Annotated in this window: 1 protein-coding gene (running past one end of the window); it reads right to left on the bottom strand. The window is 51.4% G+C overall.

All coding sequences use genetic code 11. From position 1 onward, the window contains the following. On the bottom strand, positions 1-23,692 hold the 5' portion of the coding sequence (locus EGM68_RS12540; protein WP_129549303.1) for a non-ribosomal peptide synthase/polyketide synthase. Its footprint begins 18,551 nt before the window's first position; 23,692 of the gene's 42,243 nt are visible here — the first part of the coding sequence; it begins with the start codon at positions 23,690-23,692; the stop codon falls past the left edge of the window.

Genomic DNA, 23,692 nt, shown 5'->3' with positions numbered 1-23,692 from the left:
GCTCCAGCCATTCAATATATTGACCATACGGTGTGATTGGAGCAAGCTCCGGCTGTTTCTGCTCCAGCAGCGCAAAGTACGTACCAAACACTTCCCCGGTAACGAGCGATAAGCACCAGCCGTCCATGATAATGTGATGGAAGCTCCAGACCCAGTGATACGTTTCTTCATCGGTCTGCACTACCTGTACGCGCATCAGTGCATCCGTACCGAGATCAAAGCCCCGAGCCTGATCCTCCTGCTTCAACGCCTGGATATACGCCTGTTGTTCTGCTTTCTGCATTCCGCGTACATCCTTGTAGGAAAGGTCACTATCTTTGTGACGGAATACAATCTGCAATGGCTCCTGACCATGTCCGGTCTCAAACCGATAGAAATTCGTCCGCAGCGCTTCATGACGCTGTGTCAGCAGATCTAGGCTCTTGCGGAAAACAGCAACATCGAAGCTGCCTTTTTGATCAAACGATGCTTGCTGGAAGTATGCGCCTGAGTCTGGCTCCATCAAGCTATGGAACAGCATCCCTTTCTGCATGGGAGAAAGAGCATACACATTTTCCAGTTCGCCCACAGAAGCCGTTTGCTCCGTCAATTGCTCCAGTTGTTCCAACGACAAGCCTTTGAACAAGACATCGCTTGGCGTTAGTTCGCTCCGCTCTTGGGAGGCACAATGCTTGATTACTTCCTGCAAGCTTTCCCGTAGCAACTGCGCAAATTTTTCTACGTTTTGCTGATGATATACTTGTCTGTCATAGCGAATTTCCAGTGTCAGCACGCCTGCTGTAATCATGCCGTTCACATTCAGCGGCTGCTCCAGCACGGTATAACCACTCATCGGCTCTCCGTCCGTATGCGAAGACAGCACGATATCGCTTTGTTCCAAATCCTGATCAAATTGTCCCAAATAGTTAAAGCTGATCTCTGGCTGCAGGCTCCAGGAAGAGGTAGCATCATCCGAAGACATATACTTCAAAATACCGTAGCCAATGCCCTTATGCGGCACATGACGCAGGTCCTCTTTGACCCGCTTGATGCGCTGCCCAATCTCTGCCTTTCCATCGACATCCAGCAGCACCGGATACTGACTCGTAAACCAGCCCACGGTACGTGTAATATCCATATCTGGAACAATAGCTTCCCGGCCATGTCCCTCCAGATTGACCAGCACACGCTCCTGACCGCTCCAGTTGTACAATGCGCTGCCGAGTGCGGTTAACAGCAGATCATTGACCTCCGTATTGTACGCACGATGTGATTCCTGAAGCAGCAACCGGGTTTCCTGTTCGTTCCAAGCCACGGTCACCGTCTCACTATCTCTGACCCAAAAAGGCTGTCCTGCTGCTTTGTCTTGATCCTTAGGTAGCGATGCAACTTCTATGTGGGCAAGACGCTGCCAGTATTCGCGTTCGTTGTCAATGGCTGGACTATTCGCATATTGAGACAACCGCTCTGCCCAAGCAGAGAACGAATCCGTTTTATAAGGCAAGCGAATCGCTTCTCCCCGAACGGCCTGCTCATATCCAGTCGCAAAATCTTCAAACACAATCCGCCATGAGATCCCGTCTATAACCAAATGGTGAATGGCAATCAGTAAATGATCTCCATCCATGCAGCGGAAAAGTCCCAGCTTCACCAGCGGTCCTTCATCCAGATGAATGGAGCTTTGGATGGCATTGGCTTTCATCTCAATCGCCATCATCACATCTGCCGTATCTTCGACGCCTGTCAAATCTACAACGTCCAGATGATACAGCTCGCCTTCGTTCACACCGCGATTCCACGCCTCATAGCCCTGTTCGGTCTGACGGAAGACCATACGCAGCGCATCATGATGCTCCGTCACCTGGGTCACCGTGCGATGCAATGCATCTATATCAAAGCCTTCTGCTCGATGCAGCATTACCGACTGGTTAAAATAGTGCGGCTCTGCCGACGATAGTCCAAAGAACCACTGCTGGATCGGGGTCAGCTTGACGCTGCCCGAAACCTCGCCCTGATCGGCCGTACGGCTGACTGGGTGTACATGACCACTCAGCAGCGAAATGGACGGATATTGGAACAAATCCTTCATGTCCAGCTTGTAGCCCGCTTGCAGCAAGCGGGAGGATACCTGGATTGCTTTGATCGAATCGCCGCCCAGATCAAAGAAATTATCCAAAATACCGATGTTCTTCGTTCCTAATACAGACTGCCAAATCGAAGCCAACGTCTGCTCCAGCGCTGTGCGCGGCTCTACATAATCCGCTCCGCTTTGCAGACTGCCTTCCGGTGCCGGCAGGGCCTTACGGTCGATTTTGCCGTTCGGTGTCAGCGGCATCTGCTCCAGCTGGATGAAATACGAAGGCACCATGTAGTTTGGCAGCTCCTCACCCAGGAAGCCGCGCAGCTCCCCAGCGCTTACGTCTCTTTCAGCGACATAGTACGCCACCAGTTGGTTTTGTCCCTGCTCATCCGCTTGAGCCAGGACGATGACTTCTTGCACGTTTTCCACTTTCAACATTTGTGCCTCGACTTCGCCGAGTTCGATCCGGTAGCCCCGGATTTTCACCTGATGGTCGATCCGGCCCAAATATTCAATGTTGCCATCAGGCATCCATCTCGCCAAGTCCCCCGTACGGTACATTCGTTCATAGCCTGCTTCACCCGCCGCAAACGGGTTCGCTACGAATTTCTCCGCCGTCAGCTCTGGGCGATCCAGATAACCACGCGCCAGACCCGGACCGGACACGCACAGCTCACCTGCTACGCCGACCGGCGCCAAATGTCCATGGACATCCACCATGTATACCCGGTGATTCGGCACAGGACGTCCGATGGAAATGAGTTGTCCTGCCCTTTCATCCTCGGATACCGGCCAGATGGATGTTGCCACCGAGTTTTCGGTTGGACCATAGCCATTGTAGTACGCCACCTGATCCTTCCACTTGTATACCAGTTCGGTGGATGAGGCTGAACCCGCAGTGAACAGAATACGCAGGTGCGGCATCCGCCCCGGCTCCAAATACACTGCATAAGTTGGCGGCAAAGCAGCCACCGTAATGTGGTGATCCGCCATATATTGCTCAAACCGTTCGTAGTTCAAAATCGTCTCTGTTGTTGGCACGTATAACGTAGCCCCGCAGAACAGCGCCTGGAAGATTTCCCAGCAAGCCGCATCAAACGAGTAGCTGGCAAATAGCAGCGCATGATCCGACGCACGAATCTTGAGCGTCTGATCAAAATACGTTTTCAGATTGCACAGCCCGTGGTGCTCCAGCATCACGCCCTTCGGCTGCCCGGTTGTACCTGACGTGTAGATCACATACGCCAAATCGTTTGGACCAGACAGCGGCTCCAGGTTGGAACCATCCTCGTGGTACACCGATTGTTCCCCATCCAATACCAGCACTTGACCGTCGATAACGGCTTTGTCCACCAGATGACTTTGTGTCAATAGCAGCTTCGCTCCCGAGTCATCCAGCATATAGCGGATACGTTCCTCCGGATAGGTTGGATCGATAGGAACATAGGCGCCTCCGGCTTTTAAAATCCCGAAGATGCCCACAAGCATGTCCACCGACCGCTCGGTCATCAGACCCACCAAACGATCTTTCGTCACGCCTTGACTGCGCAAGGTACGCGCTAATCGATTGGCGCGTTCATTCAGCTCGCGATAAGTCAGCTGCTCTCCTTCAAAGAACAAGGCTGTCTGCTCTGGCGTCTGCGCGGTTTGCGCCTCGAACAAGCCGTGAATCGTTTGCTCGCTTGCATAGGCTGCCGCTGTATTGCCCCACACCTCAACGATTTGCTTACGCTCCTGCATCGTAACCATGTCCAGTTCATGTACGCGAATGTTCGGATTCGCTGTCACCTGCTCCAGTAGCTGCACCAGATGACCTCGAATTTGCTCCACACTTTCCCGTTCAAAGGCTAGGGCATTATAGCCAAAGCTCATGTGAATGGTATTCCCCGGCAGCACTACCACGTTAAAGTCATAGTTGGTCTGCTCGACAGACTCGGCTCCTGTGATCGTGAAGCTGGACGCCTCACTACTACCTAATTGCTCGATTTGTTCCTCTACCGGATAATTTTCAAAAATAAGAATATGGTTGATCAAATCCTGCTTAAGCTCCGACAGCCCCTGAATTTCATACAACGGATACGTATCATACACATGGGAAGCAATCGATTGCTCCTGGATGTGCTTCATCACGTCGGAGAATACGCTGTCCACCTGACTGCGGATACGCACCGGAATCGTATTGATAAACAGACCAATGATATGCTCCACATTCGGAATGTCTGCCGGACGTCCAGATACTACACTGCCAAACACGACATCATCGGTGCCATTATATTTTTGCAGCAAAAGGCCCCAAACGGTTTGCATCAACGTATTGATGGTGACCTGATAACGCTTGGCTATGCGCTGAATACCAGCTGTGAGGTCTGCGCCCAAATCAAAATCCAAACGCTCCGCCTGATACCCCGTCTTACCCTGAATTTTTGCCTGTGGCAAACGGGACTGCTCCTCATATCCTTCCAGAACCTTGCTCCAGTAGCTTGATGCGGCCTGACGATCCTGCTGTTCCAGCCATTCGATATATTGACTGTACGGCGTTACAGGGGCCAGTTCAGGTTGTTTATGAGCCAGTATCGCAAAATAACTCGCAAACACTTCGTTGGTCACCAGCGACAAGCACCAGCCGTCCATCACGATATGATGGAAGCTCCATACAAAACGGTACGATTCCTCACCTGTGCGCAAAACAGCCACACGCATCAAAACATCCTGCGCCAGATCAAAGCCTCTTTGCTTGTCTTGGCGCGTAAATTCGAGGATGTACTCGTTTTGCTGCTCGTCCTCCATGTCCCTTAAATCTTCAACATACAGTTCGCTGCGCTTATTCCGGTACACGACCTGAAGCGGTTCATCCTTCCAGCCGCTGTAGAAGTTCGTGCGCAGTACCGTATGCCGCTGCACCAAGACATCCAAACTGGCTGCAAAGGCAGCGATATTAAAATGTCCTCGCAGATCAAAGGAGGCCTGTTCAAAATAAGCTCCCGATTGCGAATCCATCAGATTGTAAAAGAGCATGCCCTTCTGCATCGGCGTCAGTGCGTATACATTTTCCAGCTCACCGATACGTGCTGCCTGTTCCGCGATCTGTTCCAGCTCTCCAGTCGTCAGACCTTTGAAGGATACATCACTTGGCGTCAGCTGAGGCTGCTTTTGAGCGACGCAATGCGTAATGACCTCCTGCAAAGCGGATTGCAGCAGCCCCGCCACCTGTTCCAGCGTTTCTTTACGATACTGCTTACGGCTGTAAGCGATCGTCAAGCGCAGCTTGCCTTCTGAGATCATCGCGTTCAAATCCAGCGTGTACAGTAACGGTGAATGGGCATCCTCTGTTTCCCCTGCACGGTAGGAGGACAACGTAATTCCACTGTTTTGCAGATCTTGATCGACCTGCCCCAAATAGTTAAAGCTGATTTCCGGTTCTGCTGCGATCGTGCCCACTTCATCTGCAGGCAACGCAGAGGACAGGTAACGCCAAGTGCCATAGGTAAGCCCTTTATGCGGAATACGCCGCAGGCCTTCCTTCGTTTCTTTAATCCGCTCTGCCAGTGTCATTTCTTTGCCGGTCTCCAGCAGCACTGGATACAAGCTCGTAAACCAGCCTACTGTACGTGTAATATCCACCTCTGGCAAGATCGCTTCCCGACCATGGCCCTCCAGGTTCACCAGTACATGTCCTGCACCTGTCCAGTTGTGCACCGCGAGTCCCAGCGCGGTCAGCAGCAAATCATTGACCTCGGTGTTATAGGGGCGATGGGCCTGCTTCAGCAGTTGCTGGGTTTCAGCTTCAGTCCACTCCACCGTTAGCACTTCGCTGTCTGCATTCACGGAGCCCTCGTAGGCAAAATCCTTAGGCAGTGGTGCAGCTTCAGCTTTGACCTGTTCCAGCTGCTTCCAATAGACTTCATCCGATGCAGCCTCAGGACGGTTAGCATAAGAGGACAACTCCCGTGCCCATTTTTGGAAGGAATCTGTTTTATAGGGCAATCGTACGGACTCGCCCTGGATCGCCTGCTCGTAGCCTGTCGAGAAATCTTCAAACAGAATCCGCCACGACACCCCGTCCACCACCAAGTGGTGAATGGCGATCAGCAGATGGTCGCCCTCCGCTGTGCGGAACCATCCGAGTTTCACCAAAGGTCCTGCGGACAGGTCCATGCTGCTTTGGATTTCCGTTGCCTTCGCTTCCAGCGCTTCCGCATAAGCGGCCCGTTCACGGTAATCTACCATTTCCAGTGTATATAACGTGCCTTCCTCTACATGGCGAGTCCAAGCTGTATAACCAGCGGAAGTCTGATGGAATACCGTACGCAGCGCATCATGATGCTTCACGAGGTGATCCATGGCTTGGCGAATTGCCATCTCCTCAAAGCCCTCCGCGCGATAGAGCATGACCGCTTGATTAAAGTGCTGTGGACGCTCGCGCTCCTGCGCAAAGAACCAATGCTGGATCGGAAGTAGCGCCGTTTCCCCGCTGACTTCTTCCTGATCTGCCATACGACGGACCTCTTGCATATGCGGTGCCAGGGCTTCAACGGTTGGATACTGGAACAAATCCTTCATGTCCAGCTTATAGCCGGCCTGGAACGCACGGGAGGCGATTTGGATCGCCTTGATCGAATCACCGCCCAGATCGAAGAAATTGTCCAGAATACCGACCGTCTGCAACCCCAGTACCGACTCCCAGACGGCTACCAAAGCGCGTTCTTGCGCCGTACGCGGCTCGGCATAATCGACTCCGGTTTGCAGGCTGCCCTCTGGTGCAGGCAAGGCCTTGCGGTCGATTTTGCCATTCGGTGTCAGTGGCAGCTGTTCCAGTTGTACAAAGTAGGATGGCACCATGTAGCCTGGCAACTCCCGTCCCAGCTCACTTCTTAGCTTGCTGGCCTCGACTTCTTGTCCCGCGACATAGTAGGCCACCATGTGGTTTTGGCCCATTTCGTCCATACGGGCCACGACGACCGCTTCGCGTACCGATTCCACCTGGAGCAGCTGCGATTCGACCTCGCCCAGCTCAATCCGATAACCCCTGATTTTCACCTGATGATCGATCCGGCCCAGATATTCAATGTTGCCGTCCGGCATCCATCTCGCCAAATCGCCGGTGCGGTACATCCGTTCATAGCCTGCTTTGCCTCCGGCAAACGGGTTCTCTACAAATTTCTCGGCCGTCAGCTCCGGACGGTTCAGGTAACCTCTGGCTACGCCGACACCGCCGATGCACAGTTCCCCTGCCACACCAATCGGCTGCAATTGCTCCGTGCCTTCCTTCACGATATACAGACGGATATTTTGAATCGGTTTCCCGATCGGGATAACTGTATATTCCTCATCCGGCTCGCAATCAAAGTACGATACGTCCACCGTCGCTTCGGTTGGGCCGTACAGGTTGATCAGCTTCGCTCCGGTCAGGCTCGATACGAGCCGCTGGAACCTGGCCACATGCTGTGGCGGCAACGCTTCACCACTGGCAAAGACATGGCGCAGTGTGCCCAGCTTCGCTTGCATCACTTCCCGTGGCTGCTGCTCAACGTACTCCAGGAACGCATGCAGCATGGCTGGAACAAAGTGCATCGTGCTCACGCCATCGCGGGCAATCGTTTCGACGATATCTTCCGGGTTCTTTTCCCCGCCCACGGACAGCAGGCTTACCTTCGAGCCGACCATCGACCACCAGAACAGCTCCCACACCGACACGTCGAAGGTGAAGGCGGTCTTTTGCAGGATCGTATCTTCCGCACTCAAGCCGTACCGATCATGCATCCACAAAATCCGGTTCAGCACGGAATAGTGTTCCACCATCACGCCCTTCGGTTTTCCCGTGGAGCCAGAGGTATAAATGACATAGGCGACATGGTGCGATCCAGCCAGTGGCTCCAGATTCGAGCCATCTTCGTGATAGATGTCCTCGTGATCCAGTATCAGCACCTGGCCGTCGAAACTCAGCGATGCTTGCTCCGCCAGATGCGATTGCGTCAGCACCAGCTTCGCGCCTGAGTCCTCCAGCATAAAGCGGATGCGGTCGGCCGGATATTCCGGATCAATCGGCACATAGGCTCCGCCTGCCTTCAGGATCGCATAGATGCCTACGATCATGTCCAGTGAACGGTGGACCAGAATGCCTACCGGCTGATCCGGTTCAACCCCTTCGGCACGCAAGGTGCGTGCGAGACGGTTGGCTCGCTCATTCAGCTCTGCGTAGGTCAACGATTCCGCTCCGCACAACACCGCCACTTGCTCCGGCGTGTTCGCTGCCTGCTGCTCGAATAATGCGCTTAGCGTTTGATCCTGCGGATAGGCTGCCGCCGTATCTCCCCACACCTGAACGATCTGTGTCTGCTCTTCCGGTGTCACCAATTCCAGCTCATTCACATGGATATGCGGATTGTCCACGATTTGTCCGATGACATGGTTGATATGACCATAGATACGCTCCACTGCAGACCGGTTATACACCAGCGCATTGTATTCAAACAGGATAGAGATATCCTCATCAGGTACGACAATCAGATTAAAATCGTAGTTGGTTTGCTCTGCAAGTGCCACATTGGCAATAGAGAAGCCTGTTTGTGCCTTTGTCTCGCCGGAACCGCCCATCTGCTTCATCTGCTGCCCGATTGGGTAGTTTTCAAAGACCATGATGTGATGAATTAGGTCTTGTTTTTGTTCAGTCAGTGCCTGAATGTCGTACAGCGGGAACGTATCATAGACACTGGAGGCCAAAGCCTGTTCCTGTGTACGCTGCAATACTTCAGCAAATGTAGCATCTGGTGCACTGCATATCCGTACCGGAATCGTGTTGATAAACAAACCGATCATGTTCTCTACGCCTGCAATTTCTGCCGGACGACCGGATACAACACTACCAAACACAACATCCTGATTATTATTGTATTTCTGTAAAATAACGCCCCAAACGCTCTGCAGCAATGTGTTAATCGTTACATGTTGTTGCTTGGCAATTCGGTTTAATGTGGCACTCCGTTCTTTACCCAACATAAATGGCAGCTTTTCCGAAACATAACCGGAATTTGAACTTCCACCGCTTCTGTCTGTATCTTCATCGCGTTCTACTACAGAAGCTTGCACGTTCTCACTAGGCAACAATGTTTGCTGCCCAAAACCTGCCAAATAGTTACTCCAATAACGGGTCGCTTCCCGTGCATCTTGATGTTCCAACCATTCGATATAGTCACTATACGGCTTGACAGGTGCGAGCTCTGGCTGCTTATTCTCCAGCAAGGCAACATATGCACCAAACACTTCGTCCGTCATCAGGGACAGGCACCAGCCGTCCATCACAATATGATGGAAGCTCCATACAAAACGGTATGAGCGATCACCCGTGCGGAAGACAGCTACGCGCATGAGCGCATCCTTGCTTAAATCAAAGCCTCGAGCTTTGTCCTGGGCCACAAATTCAGCTACAGCCTGTTCACACCCTCTGACATCCTCATAAAAGAAGCTCGGATTTTTATGACGATAGACAATCTGCAACGGTTGACCATGCCAGCCACTATAGAAATTCGTCCGTAATATAGCATGTCGACTAACCAGCAGCTTCAAGCTTTCCTCGAATATAGACGGTGTAAAGTAGCCCTCAAGATCAAAGGTCGCCTGCTCAAAATACACGCCTGTTTCTGCATTCATCAAACTGTGGAACAGCATACCCTTTTGCATTGGCGTTAGCGGGTACACATTTTCCAATTCCCCAAGCGTCTTTGTCTGCTCCTTAATCGTATCTAATTGCTCCAGGGTCAGACCTTTAAACAGTACATCACTTGGAGTCAATTCGGTCCGCTCCCGTGTGACACAATGCTCGATCATTTCAAGCAGATTGGATTTCAACAGATCAGCCAGCATCTGCACGGTGTCCTTACGGAAGGCTTTTCCGTTATACCGAATCTCCAGTTCCAGGATGCCGTTCGTTACGATTCCGCTCACTTCGAGCGTATATTTCATCTTCGTACGGTCACTAATGACCGATCCCATCGAGTAAGGAGACATACGGATATCGCTGTTTTGCAAGTCCTGATCAAACTGTCCGAGATAGTTAAAGCTTACTTGTGGCTCGGCAAAAGCTTGATGTTGACCAACGGCTTGACCAGATTCATTCAGATATCTCCAAATTCCATAGCCAATTCCTTTATTAGGAATATGACGCAGACTCTCTTTGACCTGTTTGATGCATTCCGACAAAGCGTGATCACGGCCGATGTCAAGCCATACCGGATATTGACTCGTAAACCAGCCTACTGTACGAGAAAGGTCCGTATCCGGCAAAATGTTCTCACGTCCGTGTCCCTCTAAATGAATCAGACTGCGTTCATGACCCGTCCACGTGTACAGCGTCATGCCCAATGCGGTCAGCAGCAGATCGTTCACTTCCGTGTTATATGCGCGGTGTGCTTGCTTCAATAGTTTTTCTGTCTCTTCTTCCGTAAGCTGGAAGTCCACTGTATCCGTGTCAGCTAGGGTAAATGGCTCAGCCTGCCCTTGATCCTCAGGCAAACGTACTTGGTCTAACAAAGCGGCTGCGTTCCATTGTTCCCAGTAGGTGTGTTCACTTTCCATGGTCGCGCTATTCGCATAGGTGGAAAGTTTTTGTGACCAGAAACGGAATGAATCCGTTTTGTCTGGTAACTGGAGCGCCTCTTCACGGATGGCCTGTTCATAAGCTACAGCCAAATCCTCGAACAAAATACGCCATGATAACCCGTCCACGACCAAATGGTGAATTGCCATCAGGAGATGATCCCCGTCTGCACAGTGGAACAAGCCAGCCTTTAACAGCGGCCCTTCTTGCAGTTGAATACTGCTTTGAATTTCACTGGCTTTCGTCTCAATTGCCGTGTTGAGCATGACTTCATCCGTCAAATTGCTAAAGTCCAGCACATCCAGGTGGTACAGCTCGCCTTCCTGTATTCCGCGGTTCCATGCTTGGTAGCCTTGCTCGGTCTTGCTGAACACCATCCGCAGTGCATCATGGTGCGCTGCTAGTTTGCCAAGTGCCTGACGCAGAGCAGACTCATCAAAACCCTGCTCCCGGTGCAGCATAACCGCCTGATTAAAGTGATGCACGTCTACTTGCTCCTGTGCAAAGAACCCGTGCTGGATCGGAAGCAAAGTCGTTTCTCCAGTTACTTCTCCCTGATCTATCATACGACTTGTCTCATGCATATGCGGTGCCAGTGTTGCAACGGTTGGATAGCGGAACAAATCTTTCATGTCCAGCTTGTAGCCTACCTGGAACGCACGCGACACGATTTGAATCGCCTTGATGGAATCGCCGCCCAGGTCAAAGAAATTGTCCAAAGTACCTACAGTTGGCACGCCCAGGACGGACTGCCAGATCGCTACGAGTGCTCGTTCCGTTACAGTGCGTGGCACTGCATAATCCGCACCGCTGTGCAGACTGCCTTCCGGTGCAGGCAGTGCCTTGCGGTCGATTTTACCGTTCGGTGTCAGCGGCATCTGCTCCAACCAGATGAAATACGACGGCACCATATAGCTTGGCAGCTCTTGTCCCAGCTCCTGCCTCAGCTCATTAGCTCCAAGCTCTTGACTCGCCACGTAGTACGCCACTAGCTGGGTTTGACCCGTTTCGTCCGTGCGGGCCATGATGACCGCTTCTTGTACGGACTCCATCTGCAGCAGCTGCGATTCGATCTCGCCCAGTTCGATCCGGTAGCCTCTGATTTTCACTTGATGGTCCATCCGACCCAAATATTCAATGTTGCCATCCGGCATCCATCTTGCCAAATCGCCTGTACGATACATCCGCTCATGGTCTGCCTTGTCACCAGCAAACGGATTATTTACAAATTTCTCGGCCGTCAGTTCTTCACGTTTCCAATACCCACGGGCCAATCCTTCCCCGGCAATACATAACTCACCCGGCACACCGACTGGCTGCAACTCCCCATTCGCATTCATGATAAATATTTGGGTATTCGCGATAGGGCGTCCAATGTTAATTTGTTGAGCATGGGTCAGTTCCTGCACAGTCGACCAAACTGTCGTTTCTGTAGGTCCGTACATATTGTAAATACGGGGACCGTTTATTTCTTGCAGTGTTGCGAGCAGCTTGGACGGAAGGGCTTCGCCCCCGACCATAATTGCCTTCACGCCTTGCAGCGCGCGGGAGCCTGCTTCATGACCCAGCAGCATTTGCACCCGGGATGGTGTCATTTGCAACATCTCAATATGATGATGAGCAATCAATTCACCTAGTGCCTGAGGATTCACCTGATGCTGGCTGTCGCCAAGCACGACCGTCATTCCACCCAGCAGAGGCAAGATGGTTTCCAAGACAAAAATATCGAATGAAATGGTCGTCAGTGACAAAATGGTTTGGCTGGCTTCAAAGTCAATGACTTCGCGCATCCCTGTAATAAAATTGAGGACCGAGCGATGCTGGAGCATAACTCCTTTCGGATTTCCAGTCGAACCAGACGTATAGATGACGTATGCCAAATGCTCTGGCTGAGCAACTGTCTCCAGGTTGCCGTTCTCTCCCTGATACAATTCTTTATCTTCAAGAAATATTGCATTGGCGTGGCAATGATGCTCTTCCAACAGATCACGATTGGTCAGAAGCACTGTGGCCTCGCTATCTTCCAGCATGTATGCAATACGAGAGGACGGAAATTCGGGATCAATTGGCACATAAGCACCACCTGCTTTTAGAACGGCCAGCAGACCTACGATCACTTCTACTGAGCGATGCACCATCAGGCCGACCAGTTTGTCAGGTCCTACTCCCTGTGCTTGAAGTATGCGTGCCAATGAGTTGGCCCGTTCATTCAGTTCCCGATAAGTCAGACTCTGATGTCCAAACACCAATGCCACCTGGTCTGGCGTATATTCTACCTGCTCCTCGAACAGCTGATGGATCGTCTGTTTGCATGGGAATGCACAAGCGGTGTCATTAAATGCCGCTGTAATCTGTTGTTTTTCCGCTGCTGTGAGTAGTTCCAGCTCTTCAACCCGAACATGCGGGTTGAGCGAAATTTGCTCCAGCAGACGTGCGAAATGCCCATATAGACGCTCAATACCTGCTTGATCAAAGCTGAGCGTGTTATACATAAAACGAATTTTAATGCCTTCTCCCGGCATAACGACGACGTTCAGCTCGTAGTTGGTTTCCTCTGTAGACACCACATTCGAAATTGTGAAGGGCTCCTGTCCTTCACTGCCCAACTGCTCTACCTGTTGCTCCACCGGATAATTTTCAAATATCATAATATGATTGATTAAATCCTGTTTCTGCTCGGCCAGCGCCTGAATTTCATACAGCGGGAACGCATCGTAGGCATTGGAAGCCAGCGCCTGCTGCTGGGTTCGTTTCATCAGCTCGACAAAGGTTTCGCCTTGTTCAGACTGCACACGCACTGGAATGGTATTAATGAACAGCCCGATCATGTGCTCCACGCCTGGAATATCCCCTGGACGACCGGACACGACGCTACCGAACACGACATCCGTACTGTTGTTATATTTTTGCAACAGAACGCCCCATACCGTCTGAATCAGCGTATTGATCGTGACCTGATTTTGCTTCGCCACCCGTTCAATCTGGGCAACCAGCTCTGGCTGGAATTCGCAATCCAGATCTTCAGCGATATATTCCCCGACGTGCATCGATTTAGGCTGTGTTTTTTGCTGAGGAAGCGTAATTTGCTGCTCATAGTCCGCCAAATACCCACTCCAGTATTGCAAGGCTGCCTCACGGTCCTGACGTTCCAGCCATTCAATAAATCGACTGAACGGCGTGACTGGCTCCAGTACTGGCTCCCATCCCGCACGCAGTGCCAGATAGCTACCGAATACCTCCTGTGTCATAAAGGACAAGCACCAGCCATCCATCAAAATGTGATGGAAGCTCCAGATAAAGTGATACGTTTCATCCCCGGTTTGCAGGATGGAGATACGAATGAGTGCGCCCTCTGCGAGATTGAATCCTTTTGCTTTATCGGCAAGGGTAAAAGCTTCAACTTGAGCTTTTCGTTCCTCTTTTTCCAGTCCGCGCAGGTCTTCATAGTATAATTGTCCGCTACGATTGCGGAAAACGACCTGTACAGGCTCGTCCTTCCATGAACTGATAAAGTTCGTCCGCAATGCCTCATGACGCTGTACGAGCAAATCAAAACTTTTACCGAAAGTGACCACATCAAAACGCCCGTTCAACTCAAAGGTGGCCTGCTCAAAATAAGCCGCTGAATTCTCATCCATCAAGCTGTAAAAGAGCATCCCCTTTTGCATCGGCGTCAAGGCATACACATTTTCCAGCTCGCCCAGATCTCGCGTATCTTCCACCAATTGCTCCAGCTCATCCAGCGTTACATGGTTCAACAGGACATCACTTGGGGTTAGCATCGTTCTTTCTTGGGCAACACAGTGATGAATCACCTCACGCAAGCTGGATGCCAGCAGCTCTCCAAGCCGTTCAATCGTTTCATGACGGAACTGTGTTGTGCCGTAGCGAATCGTGAACATCAACTCGCCATCTTCGATCACTCCATTGATATCCAGCGCAAAATCCATAGTCGCGTTCGTGCTGACAGGCACACCGATAGAATAGGCGGAAGGCTGTAGATCATTGCCTTTATAATCCTGATCGAATTGGCCCAAATAGTTAAAACTGATCTCAGGCTGAGCCTGTAACCGCACGCCTGCTTTCTCCAGCATATTCATATCTGACAGGTATCGTAAAATACCGTAGCCGATGCCTTTTTGCGGAATATGACGCAGCCCTTCCTTGATCTTTTTGATCAGACGAGCGGTATGTCCCCCTTGTCCCAAACTTCCATCCAGTACAACCGGGAACTGGCTCGTAAACCAGCCGACCGTGCGCGTAATATCCACATCCGGTACAATGGCTTCCCGTCCATGGCCCTCCAGATTGACCAGCACCCGTTCGGAACCAGACCAGTCATAGACTGCTTTTCCGAGCGCAGCCAGCAACAGGTCATTCATTTCCGTGTTGTACGCGCGATGAGCTTGTTTGAGCAGCTGCTCGGTTTCCTGCTTCGTCCAGCGGACCGTCACAACCTCACTGTCTCCAAGCAGAGCATTGTCATTTGCAAAATCCTTCGGCAAAGGCTTCGCAAGGCTAGCTTCTGCTTGTTCGATATGTTGCCAGTAAGCAAGCTCCCGCTCCATCGTCGCACTGCTGGCATAGGCTGACAGCTGTTTGGCCCATACCTGGAATGAATCTGTTTTATGCGGCAGTCGGATCGCTGTGCCGGTTTGACCTGCAACAGCCTGCTCATAACCGGATGCCAAATCCTCCAGCAAAATACGCCACGATACGCCGTCTACAACCAAATGATGAATGACGATTAATAAATGGTCGCCCTCAGCGCAGTGGAACAGACCAAGCTTCACAAGCGGACCCTCGCTCAAATGAATGCTGGCTTGGATTTCACTCGCCTTGGCTTCGACAGCGGTGGATTCGTCTTCCACTGCGCTGAAATCTACAATGTCCAGCGTGTATAGCTCGCCTTCCGCTACACTGCGGTTCCAAGCGACATAGCCCTGCTCCGTCTCACGGAATACCGTGCGCAATGCGTCATGATGCTGGACCATACGGTCCATCGTACGGCGCAACGCGTCGACGTCAAAGCGCCCAGCTCGATACAGCATCATCGCCTGGTTGCTGTGGTGCAGGTCGGCCGGCTGCTGCTCGAAGAACCATCGCTGAATAGGTGTCAGTTCCACCGGGCCTACTGCCTCTTCCTGACTGGCCATCTTGCCATCTGTACGAAGCAAAGGACTGAGTGCTGCTACTGTCGGATTACTAAAGAGGTCTTTCATGTTCAATCGATAGCCTGCTTGCAGCAAGCGAGACGATACTTGCAGTGCTTTGATCGAATCGCCACCCAGCTCAAAGAAGTTATCCTGCGTGCCTACGGCTTCCACGCCCAGTACTCCAGCCCATACCGCAGCCAGTACTTGCTCCACTGTGGTACGCGGGGCTACATAGGCTGCTCCCGTATGGATGCTGCCTTCTGGCTCCGGCAAAGCCTTGCGGTCGATTTTGCCGTTGCTGGTCAGCGGGATGATCTCCAGTCGCATCAGGCGCGCAGGCACCATGTGCGCTGGCAAACCGGCTTCCAGCGCTGCCTGTACCTCCTCAATCCGCAGCTCGGCTTCTCCCGTGATGTATCCGCACAAATATTTGTTTCCACGCTCGTCCGTCCGGTCGATGACTACGGCTTGACGCACACCTGGCACTCGCTGGATCGCCGTTTCAATCTCGCCCAGCTCGATCCGGTAGCCCCGAATTTTGACCTGATAGTCCATCCGGCCAATAAAGTCCACATTACCGTCCGGCATCCACCGCGCCAAATCGCCTGTGCGATACAAACGTTCCCCCGGTACGTACGGGTTCGCTACGAATTTCTCAGCGGTCAGGTCCGCACGATTCAGGTACCCCCGTGCCACGCCAGCACCGCCAATGCACAGCTCACCCAGTACGCCGATCGGCACCGGATTCAGCTGGCTGTCCACAATGTAGAAGCGGGCGTTCAGCCATGCCTGACCAATCGGCACATGGCCGCTGCTTGGCAGCTTCGACAGCTCTTCGTCGTAGAAGCTGGAGTCAATCGCCGCTTCGGTGACGCCGTAGCTGTTCATGATGCGGATATCTGCGCCAAACCGTTCTTGCAGCACCCGGTAGTCCGTCACGCTGCAACTATCCGAGCTGGTGATCAGCAGTTCCATGCTGCTCATGTCAAGGCCCTGTTCATGCACATGCTGCATAAACGGTACGATCAGGGCCGGAGTCGATTCGAACACGGTAATCTGGTAATCACGAATCCAGCCGTACAGACGGCTTGGATCAATGCGGTCATCTTTCGGACAAATGACCATCGTGCCCCCGTTATAGAGCGTCCGTGCCATATCCCCGACGAACACGTCGAAAGAGAAGCTGGCCAGTTGCAGCAGTCGTACTGGGAACTGGTTCAGACGGTAATCCCGGCGATACGCCGCAGCCGTATTTACCAGGCTGCGATGTTCGATCATGACGCCCTTCGGACGTCCGGTTGTCCCAGACGTGTATATCACATATGCCAAATCGTGCGGTTCATTGATCGGTTCGATATCCGTGACATCCCCGGTGTACAGCGACTGATCGTCCAATGCCAATACAGTACGCAGACGCAGTCCTGTTGCCGGTTCGGATGCTTCTTCGTTGTCAGACTTCGAATCTGATTTCAAGCTTACGCCTTCACTCAGGCTGTCTCTTTCCATCGTTTCAGCGCCAGCCGCTGTTTCCAATTCACCCTCAGTCTGCCCTCCGACCAAGGCCTGCCGACTTGCCTCCAGCCAACCCTGTGCACGCTCTTGCAAACCGGTTTGCGTTAGCAGCACCGTCGCACCACTGTCCTCCAGCATAAAGCGAATCCGATCGGACGGATAATCCGCATCCAGCGGTACATATGCGCCTCCTGCTTTCCAGACCGCCAATACGCCGACCAGCATGTCCACCGAGCGTTCACTCAAAATACCGACAATGGACTCCCGTCCAATGCCCTCATTCCGCAATCTGCGAGCAAGCTGGTTTCCACGCTCGTTCAGCTCGCGGTACGTAAACTGCCGTTCCTCGTATACCACTGCCACATGATCCGGCACAAGCTGCGCTTGTTCTTCCACATAGGCGTGAAACAACCCTTCTGATTGCTTTTCATCACTCCATGCAGATACGCCCACGGATCCAAAACCGTCGATGATTTTTGCTTTTTCCGCAGCAGTCACCAATTCAAGCTCATCTACCCGTGCATCTGGTCTGTGAATCGCTTCTTCAATCATATGCAGCAAATGCTCACGGATTTGCTCTACAGCTGCACGTTCCAACACTCGCGCGTTGTACTCCAAATGGAAATGAATTTCATCACCCGGCACAACGGTAATGTTGAAATCATAGTTCGTTTGCTCTGACATGGAAGCATTGGCAATCGTAAAGCCATTCGCGCCACGGCTACCCATCTGCTCCATGCGCTGTTCTACCGGGTAGTTTTCAAACACGATAATATGGTTTACCAAGTCCTGTTTCTGCTCGGTCAGGGCCTGAATGTCATACAACGGATAGGTTTCGTAGGCACGGGAAGCCAGTGCCTGCTCCTGGATCTGCTTCATCAGCCCAGCAAATGTCATATCTTTCTCACTGTGAATCCGTACAGGAACCGTATTAATGAACAACCCAATCATTTTGTCTATGCCCGGAATATCTGCTGATCTACCAGATACGACACTGCCAAATACCACATCCCGGCTGTTGTTATACCGCTGTAGCACAACGCCCCACGCTGCTTGCAAAAGTGTGTTGACCGTCACTTGCTTCTGCTTAACCAGCTTGTTCATCCGCTCCGTCACTTCACGGCCCAGTGTAAACGAAAGCTTGTCCGCTTCATATGCTTTAGCGTGACCGTCCAGCTGTTTGACCTGCGGCAATACCGTCTGCTGCTCAAAGCCCGCAAAATAATCGCGCCAGAACCGTTCAGCCTCCGTCTTGTCCTGCCGATCCAGCCATTCAATATATTCGCTGTATGGTGTTACCGGGACAAGCTCCGGCTTGCGGTCTTCGAGGATGGCAAAGTACGTATTAAATGCTTCCCCTACAACCAGGAACAAGCACCAACCGTCCATCAAAATATGATGGAAGCTCCACACAAAGCGGTACGACTCCTCGCCTGTACGTAAAATAGACACCCGCATCAGCTCGCCTGAGCTGAAATGAAAGCCTTCGGCTTTGTCGCGCTCAGCAAAATCAGCAATGTATGCGTCCTGCTCTTCTTGTCCCATCAAGCGTATATCTTCAAAACGGAACCCGGCAGGTTTGTGGCGGTACACTACCTGTAAAGGCTGTTCATTCCAGCCGCTATAAAAATTCGTTCTGAATATTTGATGGCGATCCACCAGTTGATTGAGGCTTTCGGCAAAAGCCTCCACTTGAAAGCTGCCTTGTAGATCAAATGTCGCCTGCTCAAAATACGCCCCGGATTGCGGCTCCATTAAGCCGTGGAACAGAATGCCTTTTTGCATGGGTGTTAACGAATAAATGTTTTCCAGTTCCCCCGCAGCAGCCGTCTGCTCTACAATATGATCCAGCTCTCCGGCCGTTAGTCCTTGGAAGGACAAGTCGCTTGGGGTCAGCTCCGGCAACTCTTTGACCACACAGTGAGCCAATACCTCACGTAAACTCTCCTGAAGTAAATCAGCCAGCTTTTTGATTGATTTTTTCATGAACATTTTGTTGCTGTAGCTGATCGTCAGTTCCAGTGCGCCGTCTGTGATCATGCCGTTGATATCCAGCGCATACCGCTTGGTCAATGTGTCACTCATGGAGGCCCCGATGGAATAAGGAGACATGCGGAATGCATTATTTTTCAAATCCTGATCGAATTGTCCGAGATAGTTAAAACTGATTTCCGGCTCGGCAACAAAAGCTGCTTTCCCTTCTCTGTCAGCAAGATATCTCAAAATCCCGTATCCAATCCCTTTATGCGGCAAACGGCGCAGCCCTTCCTTGACGTTCTTGACACGCTGTCCCACATTCCGGTCTTCGCCCATATCCAGTACAACTGGGAATTGGCTGGTAAACCAACCGACCGTGCGCGTAATATCCATATCCGGCAAAATGGCTTCCCGTCCGTGACCCTCCAAGTTTACAAGCACCTGACGGATGCCTGCCCACTCCTGAATGGCGATGCCCAGAGCTGTCAGCAGCAGGTCGTTTGCTTCTGTATTGTAGGCCCGATGAGCTTGTTTCAAGAATTGTTCCGTTTCTTCGACCGTCCACGCTACGGTCAGTGTTCGATCATCACGAAGCTGTGGCTTGGCCTGAGATTTACGAGTGTAATCCTTAGGCAATGCCTCTTGAGCAGCACCAGCTCGCTCCACCTGCTCCCAATACGCACGTTCCTTCTCCAACGCGGTGCTGTTCGCATAAGCTGCCAGTTGATCTGCCCACAGGCGGAAGGAATCCGTCTTATTGGGCAAGCGGACAGACTCGTCCCGTAAAGCCTGCTCATAGCCGGATGCCAGATCCTCCAGCAAAATACGCCATGATACGCCGTCGACCACCAAATGGTGGATCGCCACCAGCAAATGGTCTCCATCAGTACAACGGAACAGAGCGAGCTTTACCAGCGGTCCTTCAGACAAGTTTATGTTGTTTTGAATTTCAGTTGCTTTCGTTTCAATCTTCGTGCTTAGGATGACTTCATCCGTCAAATCCCTAAAGTCCAGCACGTCCAGATGATACAGCTCGCCTTCCTGTATTCCGCGATTCCACGCTTGGTAGCCTTGCTCGGTCTTCCTGAACACCATCCGCAGTGCATCGTGGTGCTCCGTCAACTGGATTAGCGCTTGATGCAAAGCAGCTTCGTCAAAGCCCTGCTCCCGGTGCAGCATAACCAGCCGATTAAAGTGATGCGCGTCCACTTGCTCCTGTTCAAAGAACCAATGATGGATCGGAAGCAATGCCGTTTCCCCGCTCACTTCTCCCTGATCTGCCATACGACTTGTCATAAGCGGTGCCAATGCTGCGATGGTTGGACACCGAAGCAGATCCTTCATATCCAGCTTGTAGCCTGCCTGGAACGCACGGGATACGATTTGAATCGCCTTGATGGAATCGCCGCCCAGATCAAAGAAATTGTCCAAAATACCTACAGTTGGCACGCCCAGGACGGACTGCCAGATCGTTGCGAGTGCCTGTTCCCGCGCAGTATGGGGCGCTTCATAATCCGCTCCGCTTTGCTGACTGCCTTCCGGTGCTGGCAGGGACTTGCGGTCGATTTTACCGTTCGGTGTCAACGGCATCTGCTCCAACTGAATGAAATACGACGGCACCATATAGCTTGGTAGCTCCCGCCCCAGCTCACTTCTCAGTTTACTGGCTTCCATTGCTTGACTGGCCACATAGTATGCCACCATTTGTTTTTGGCCCGTTGTTTCGTCCACACGAGCCACGACGGCCGCTTCTCGTACCGACTCCACCTGCAATAGCTGCGATTCGATCTCGCCCAGTTCGATCCGGTAGCCCCGGATTTTCACCTGGTGATCCATCCGTCCCAAATATTCAATGTTGCCGTCCAGTGTCCATCTCGCCAAATCGCCTGTACGGTACATCCGTTCATAACCTGCTTTATCTCCGGCAAACGGATTATTTACAAATTTCTCTGCCGTCAGATCTTCCAGATTCCAATACCCACGGGCCAAGCCTTCCCCTGCTATACATAACTCGCCCGGCACACCGACTGGCTGCAATTCCCCATTCGCATTGATGATATATATTTGGGTATTCGCGATGGGACGTCCTATATTAATTTCTTGAGCATGAGTCAGTTCCTGTACGGTCGACCAAACCGTCGTTTCTGTAGGTCCATACATGTTATAAATACGGGGGCCATTTATTTCTTGCAGTGCTGCGAGCAGCTTGGAAGGAAGGGCTTCACCTCCCACCATGATTTCCTTTACGCCCCGCAGCGCGCGGGAACCAGCTTCATGATCCAGCAGCATCTGCAGCCGGGATGGTGTCATTTGCAACATCTCAATAGAATGATGGGTAATCAACTCACCAAGCGCCTGAGGATCCAATTGATGCTGGTGATCGCCAAGCACAACCGTCATTCCAGCCAATAGCGGTAAGATAGTTTCCAAGACGAAAATATCGAATGAAATGGTCGTGAGTGACAAAATGGTTTTACCAGCTTCAAAGTCAATGATTTCACGCATCCCGGTAATAAAGTTGAGTACCGAACGATGCTGGAGCATAACTCCTTTCGGATTACCAGTCGATCCAGAGGTATAGATGACGTAAGCCAAATGCTCTGGGTGAGAAATCACCTCCAGGTTGCAGCTGTCTCCCTGATACAATTCTGCATCCTCAAGAAACATGGTATTGGCCTGACAATGGTGCTCTTCTGCCAAATCACGACTGGTCAGAAGCACTGCAGCCTTGCTGTCTTCCAGCATGTATTCAATACGAGATGACGGAAATTCGGGATCAATCGGCACATAAGCACCGCCTGCTTTTAGAACAGCCAGCAGGCCTACGATCATTTCCACTGAGCGCTGCATCATCAGGCCGACCAGCTTGTCAGGTCCTACTCCCTGTGCTTGAAGCATTCGTGCCAATGAATTCGACCGTTCATTCAGTTCCCGATAAGTCAGACTCTGACTTCCAAACATAACCGCTGTCTGATCTGGTGTACATTCTGCCTGTTTCTTGAATAGCTCATGAATCCCCACATCGTCTGGAAAGGGAACTGTGGTCGCATTAAATACATTCATAATTTGTGCCCGCTCTTTGTCACTCATCAGTGACAACTCCTGAATCCGCTGCTGTGGCCCTTTCACCATATGCTCTACCACACTCAAAAATTGGTGAATCATTCGGGCGATTTCCTGCTCGCTGAACAGCTCGGTCCGATAATCCAGTTGCAATACAAGTTTATCGTCATCCAGCATGTCAATCATGGCAATATCAAAGTCACTCACCGTATCTCCGCAGAAATCGGTATGCACCTGCTGAACAGCTTCATCAAAACGAGAGAAGCTCAGCGTACGGTACTGAATGGTAACGCCAAACAGGCGGCCAATATCCGTGCCGCTTTGTTGTTCACGCAAATCCTGTATGATTTTGTTATACGGATAACGCTGATGCCGCAAAATGGACGACTGCTCCTTGCCAACACCCTGTAGGAAAGTAAGCAGCTCGGATTCCGGCTCAACTTGCAAACGTGTAGCCACAGTGCTGACGAACATGCCCATTGTATTTTTTTCCTTCTTCAACGTACGGTTAGCATACAATGTACCAACCGTTAAATCTTGTTCACCTGTCGTTTTATGTAAATAAATATACAGAGCAGCCAGAAAAAATGTAAAAATACTGATGTTATGCGCCTCGCAAAAAGCCGTGACACCACAATATAATTCATGTTCCAGTGTATAGGTCTCCCGGCGTGCAGCCGTGCTTACTGTGAGCGGATTGTACGATTTTAAACCTGTAACCTCCGGCAAATTGGCAAATTTCTCCGTCCAGTACATCTTATCCTTTTGATAGCGTTCTGATTGCTCATAGCTTTGCTCTGTCTGAATAAAATCGAGATATGAGTTCGCTGGGACCGGCGCATCTGAACCTGTACCATGCACAATATTCATATAATTTCCCGTAATTTCATTAATGGCCTGCTCCATGGTAACGCCGTCAGAAATAATATGATGCATCTTGAAACTAAACCAGGTATCTTCTGCCCCCAGCTGCAAAATAACAAACCGATACAGCTGCGAATCCAGTAAGGGGAACGGCTGTGCGTTATGATGACTCACCCATAGCTCAGCTTCCTCCTGGGTTACCTGAAGGGTTTCTATGCTTTGATTAGCAAACGGCTCAACATATTGATAGGGAATGCCGTCCCAAACCGTGATTTTGATACGAAAAGAATCATTTCGTGCAATAACCCGGTTCATTGCCTGCTGCAATGCATCTATGCGAACCGTTCCCTTGATTTTAACAGTAGTAATAATCGTAGACGTGTTGCGATTGGGATACACAAGCTCCGTGTACCAAATACGTTGCTGTGGCTGGCTTAATGCAAACAATTGAACATCGTGCTGAGTCAT

Source organism: Paenibacillus sp. M-152 (genome assembly GCF_003856555.1).
Lineage (GTDB): Bacteria > Bacillota > Bacilli > Paenibacillales > Paenibacillaceae > Paenibacillus > Paenibacillus polymyxa_C.
The sequence above is the reverse complement of the archived record's forward strand: the minus strand, read 5'-3'. Positions and strand labels throughout refer to the sequence as shown.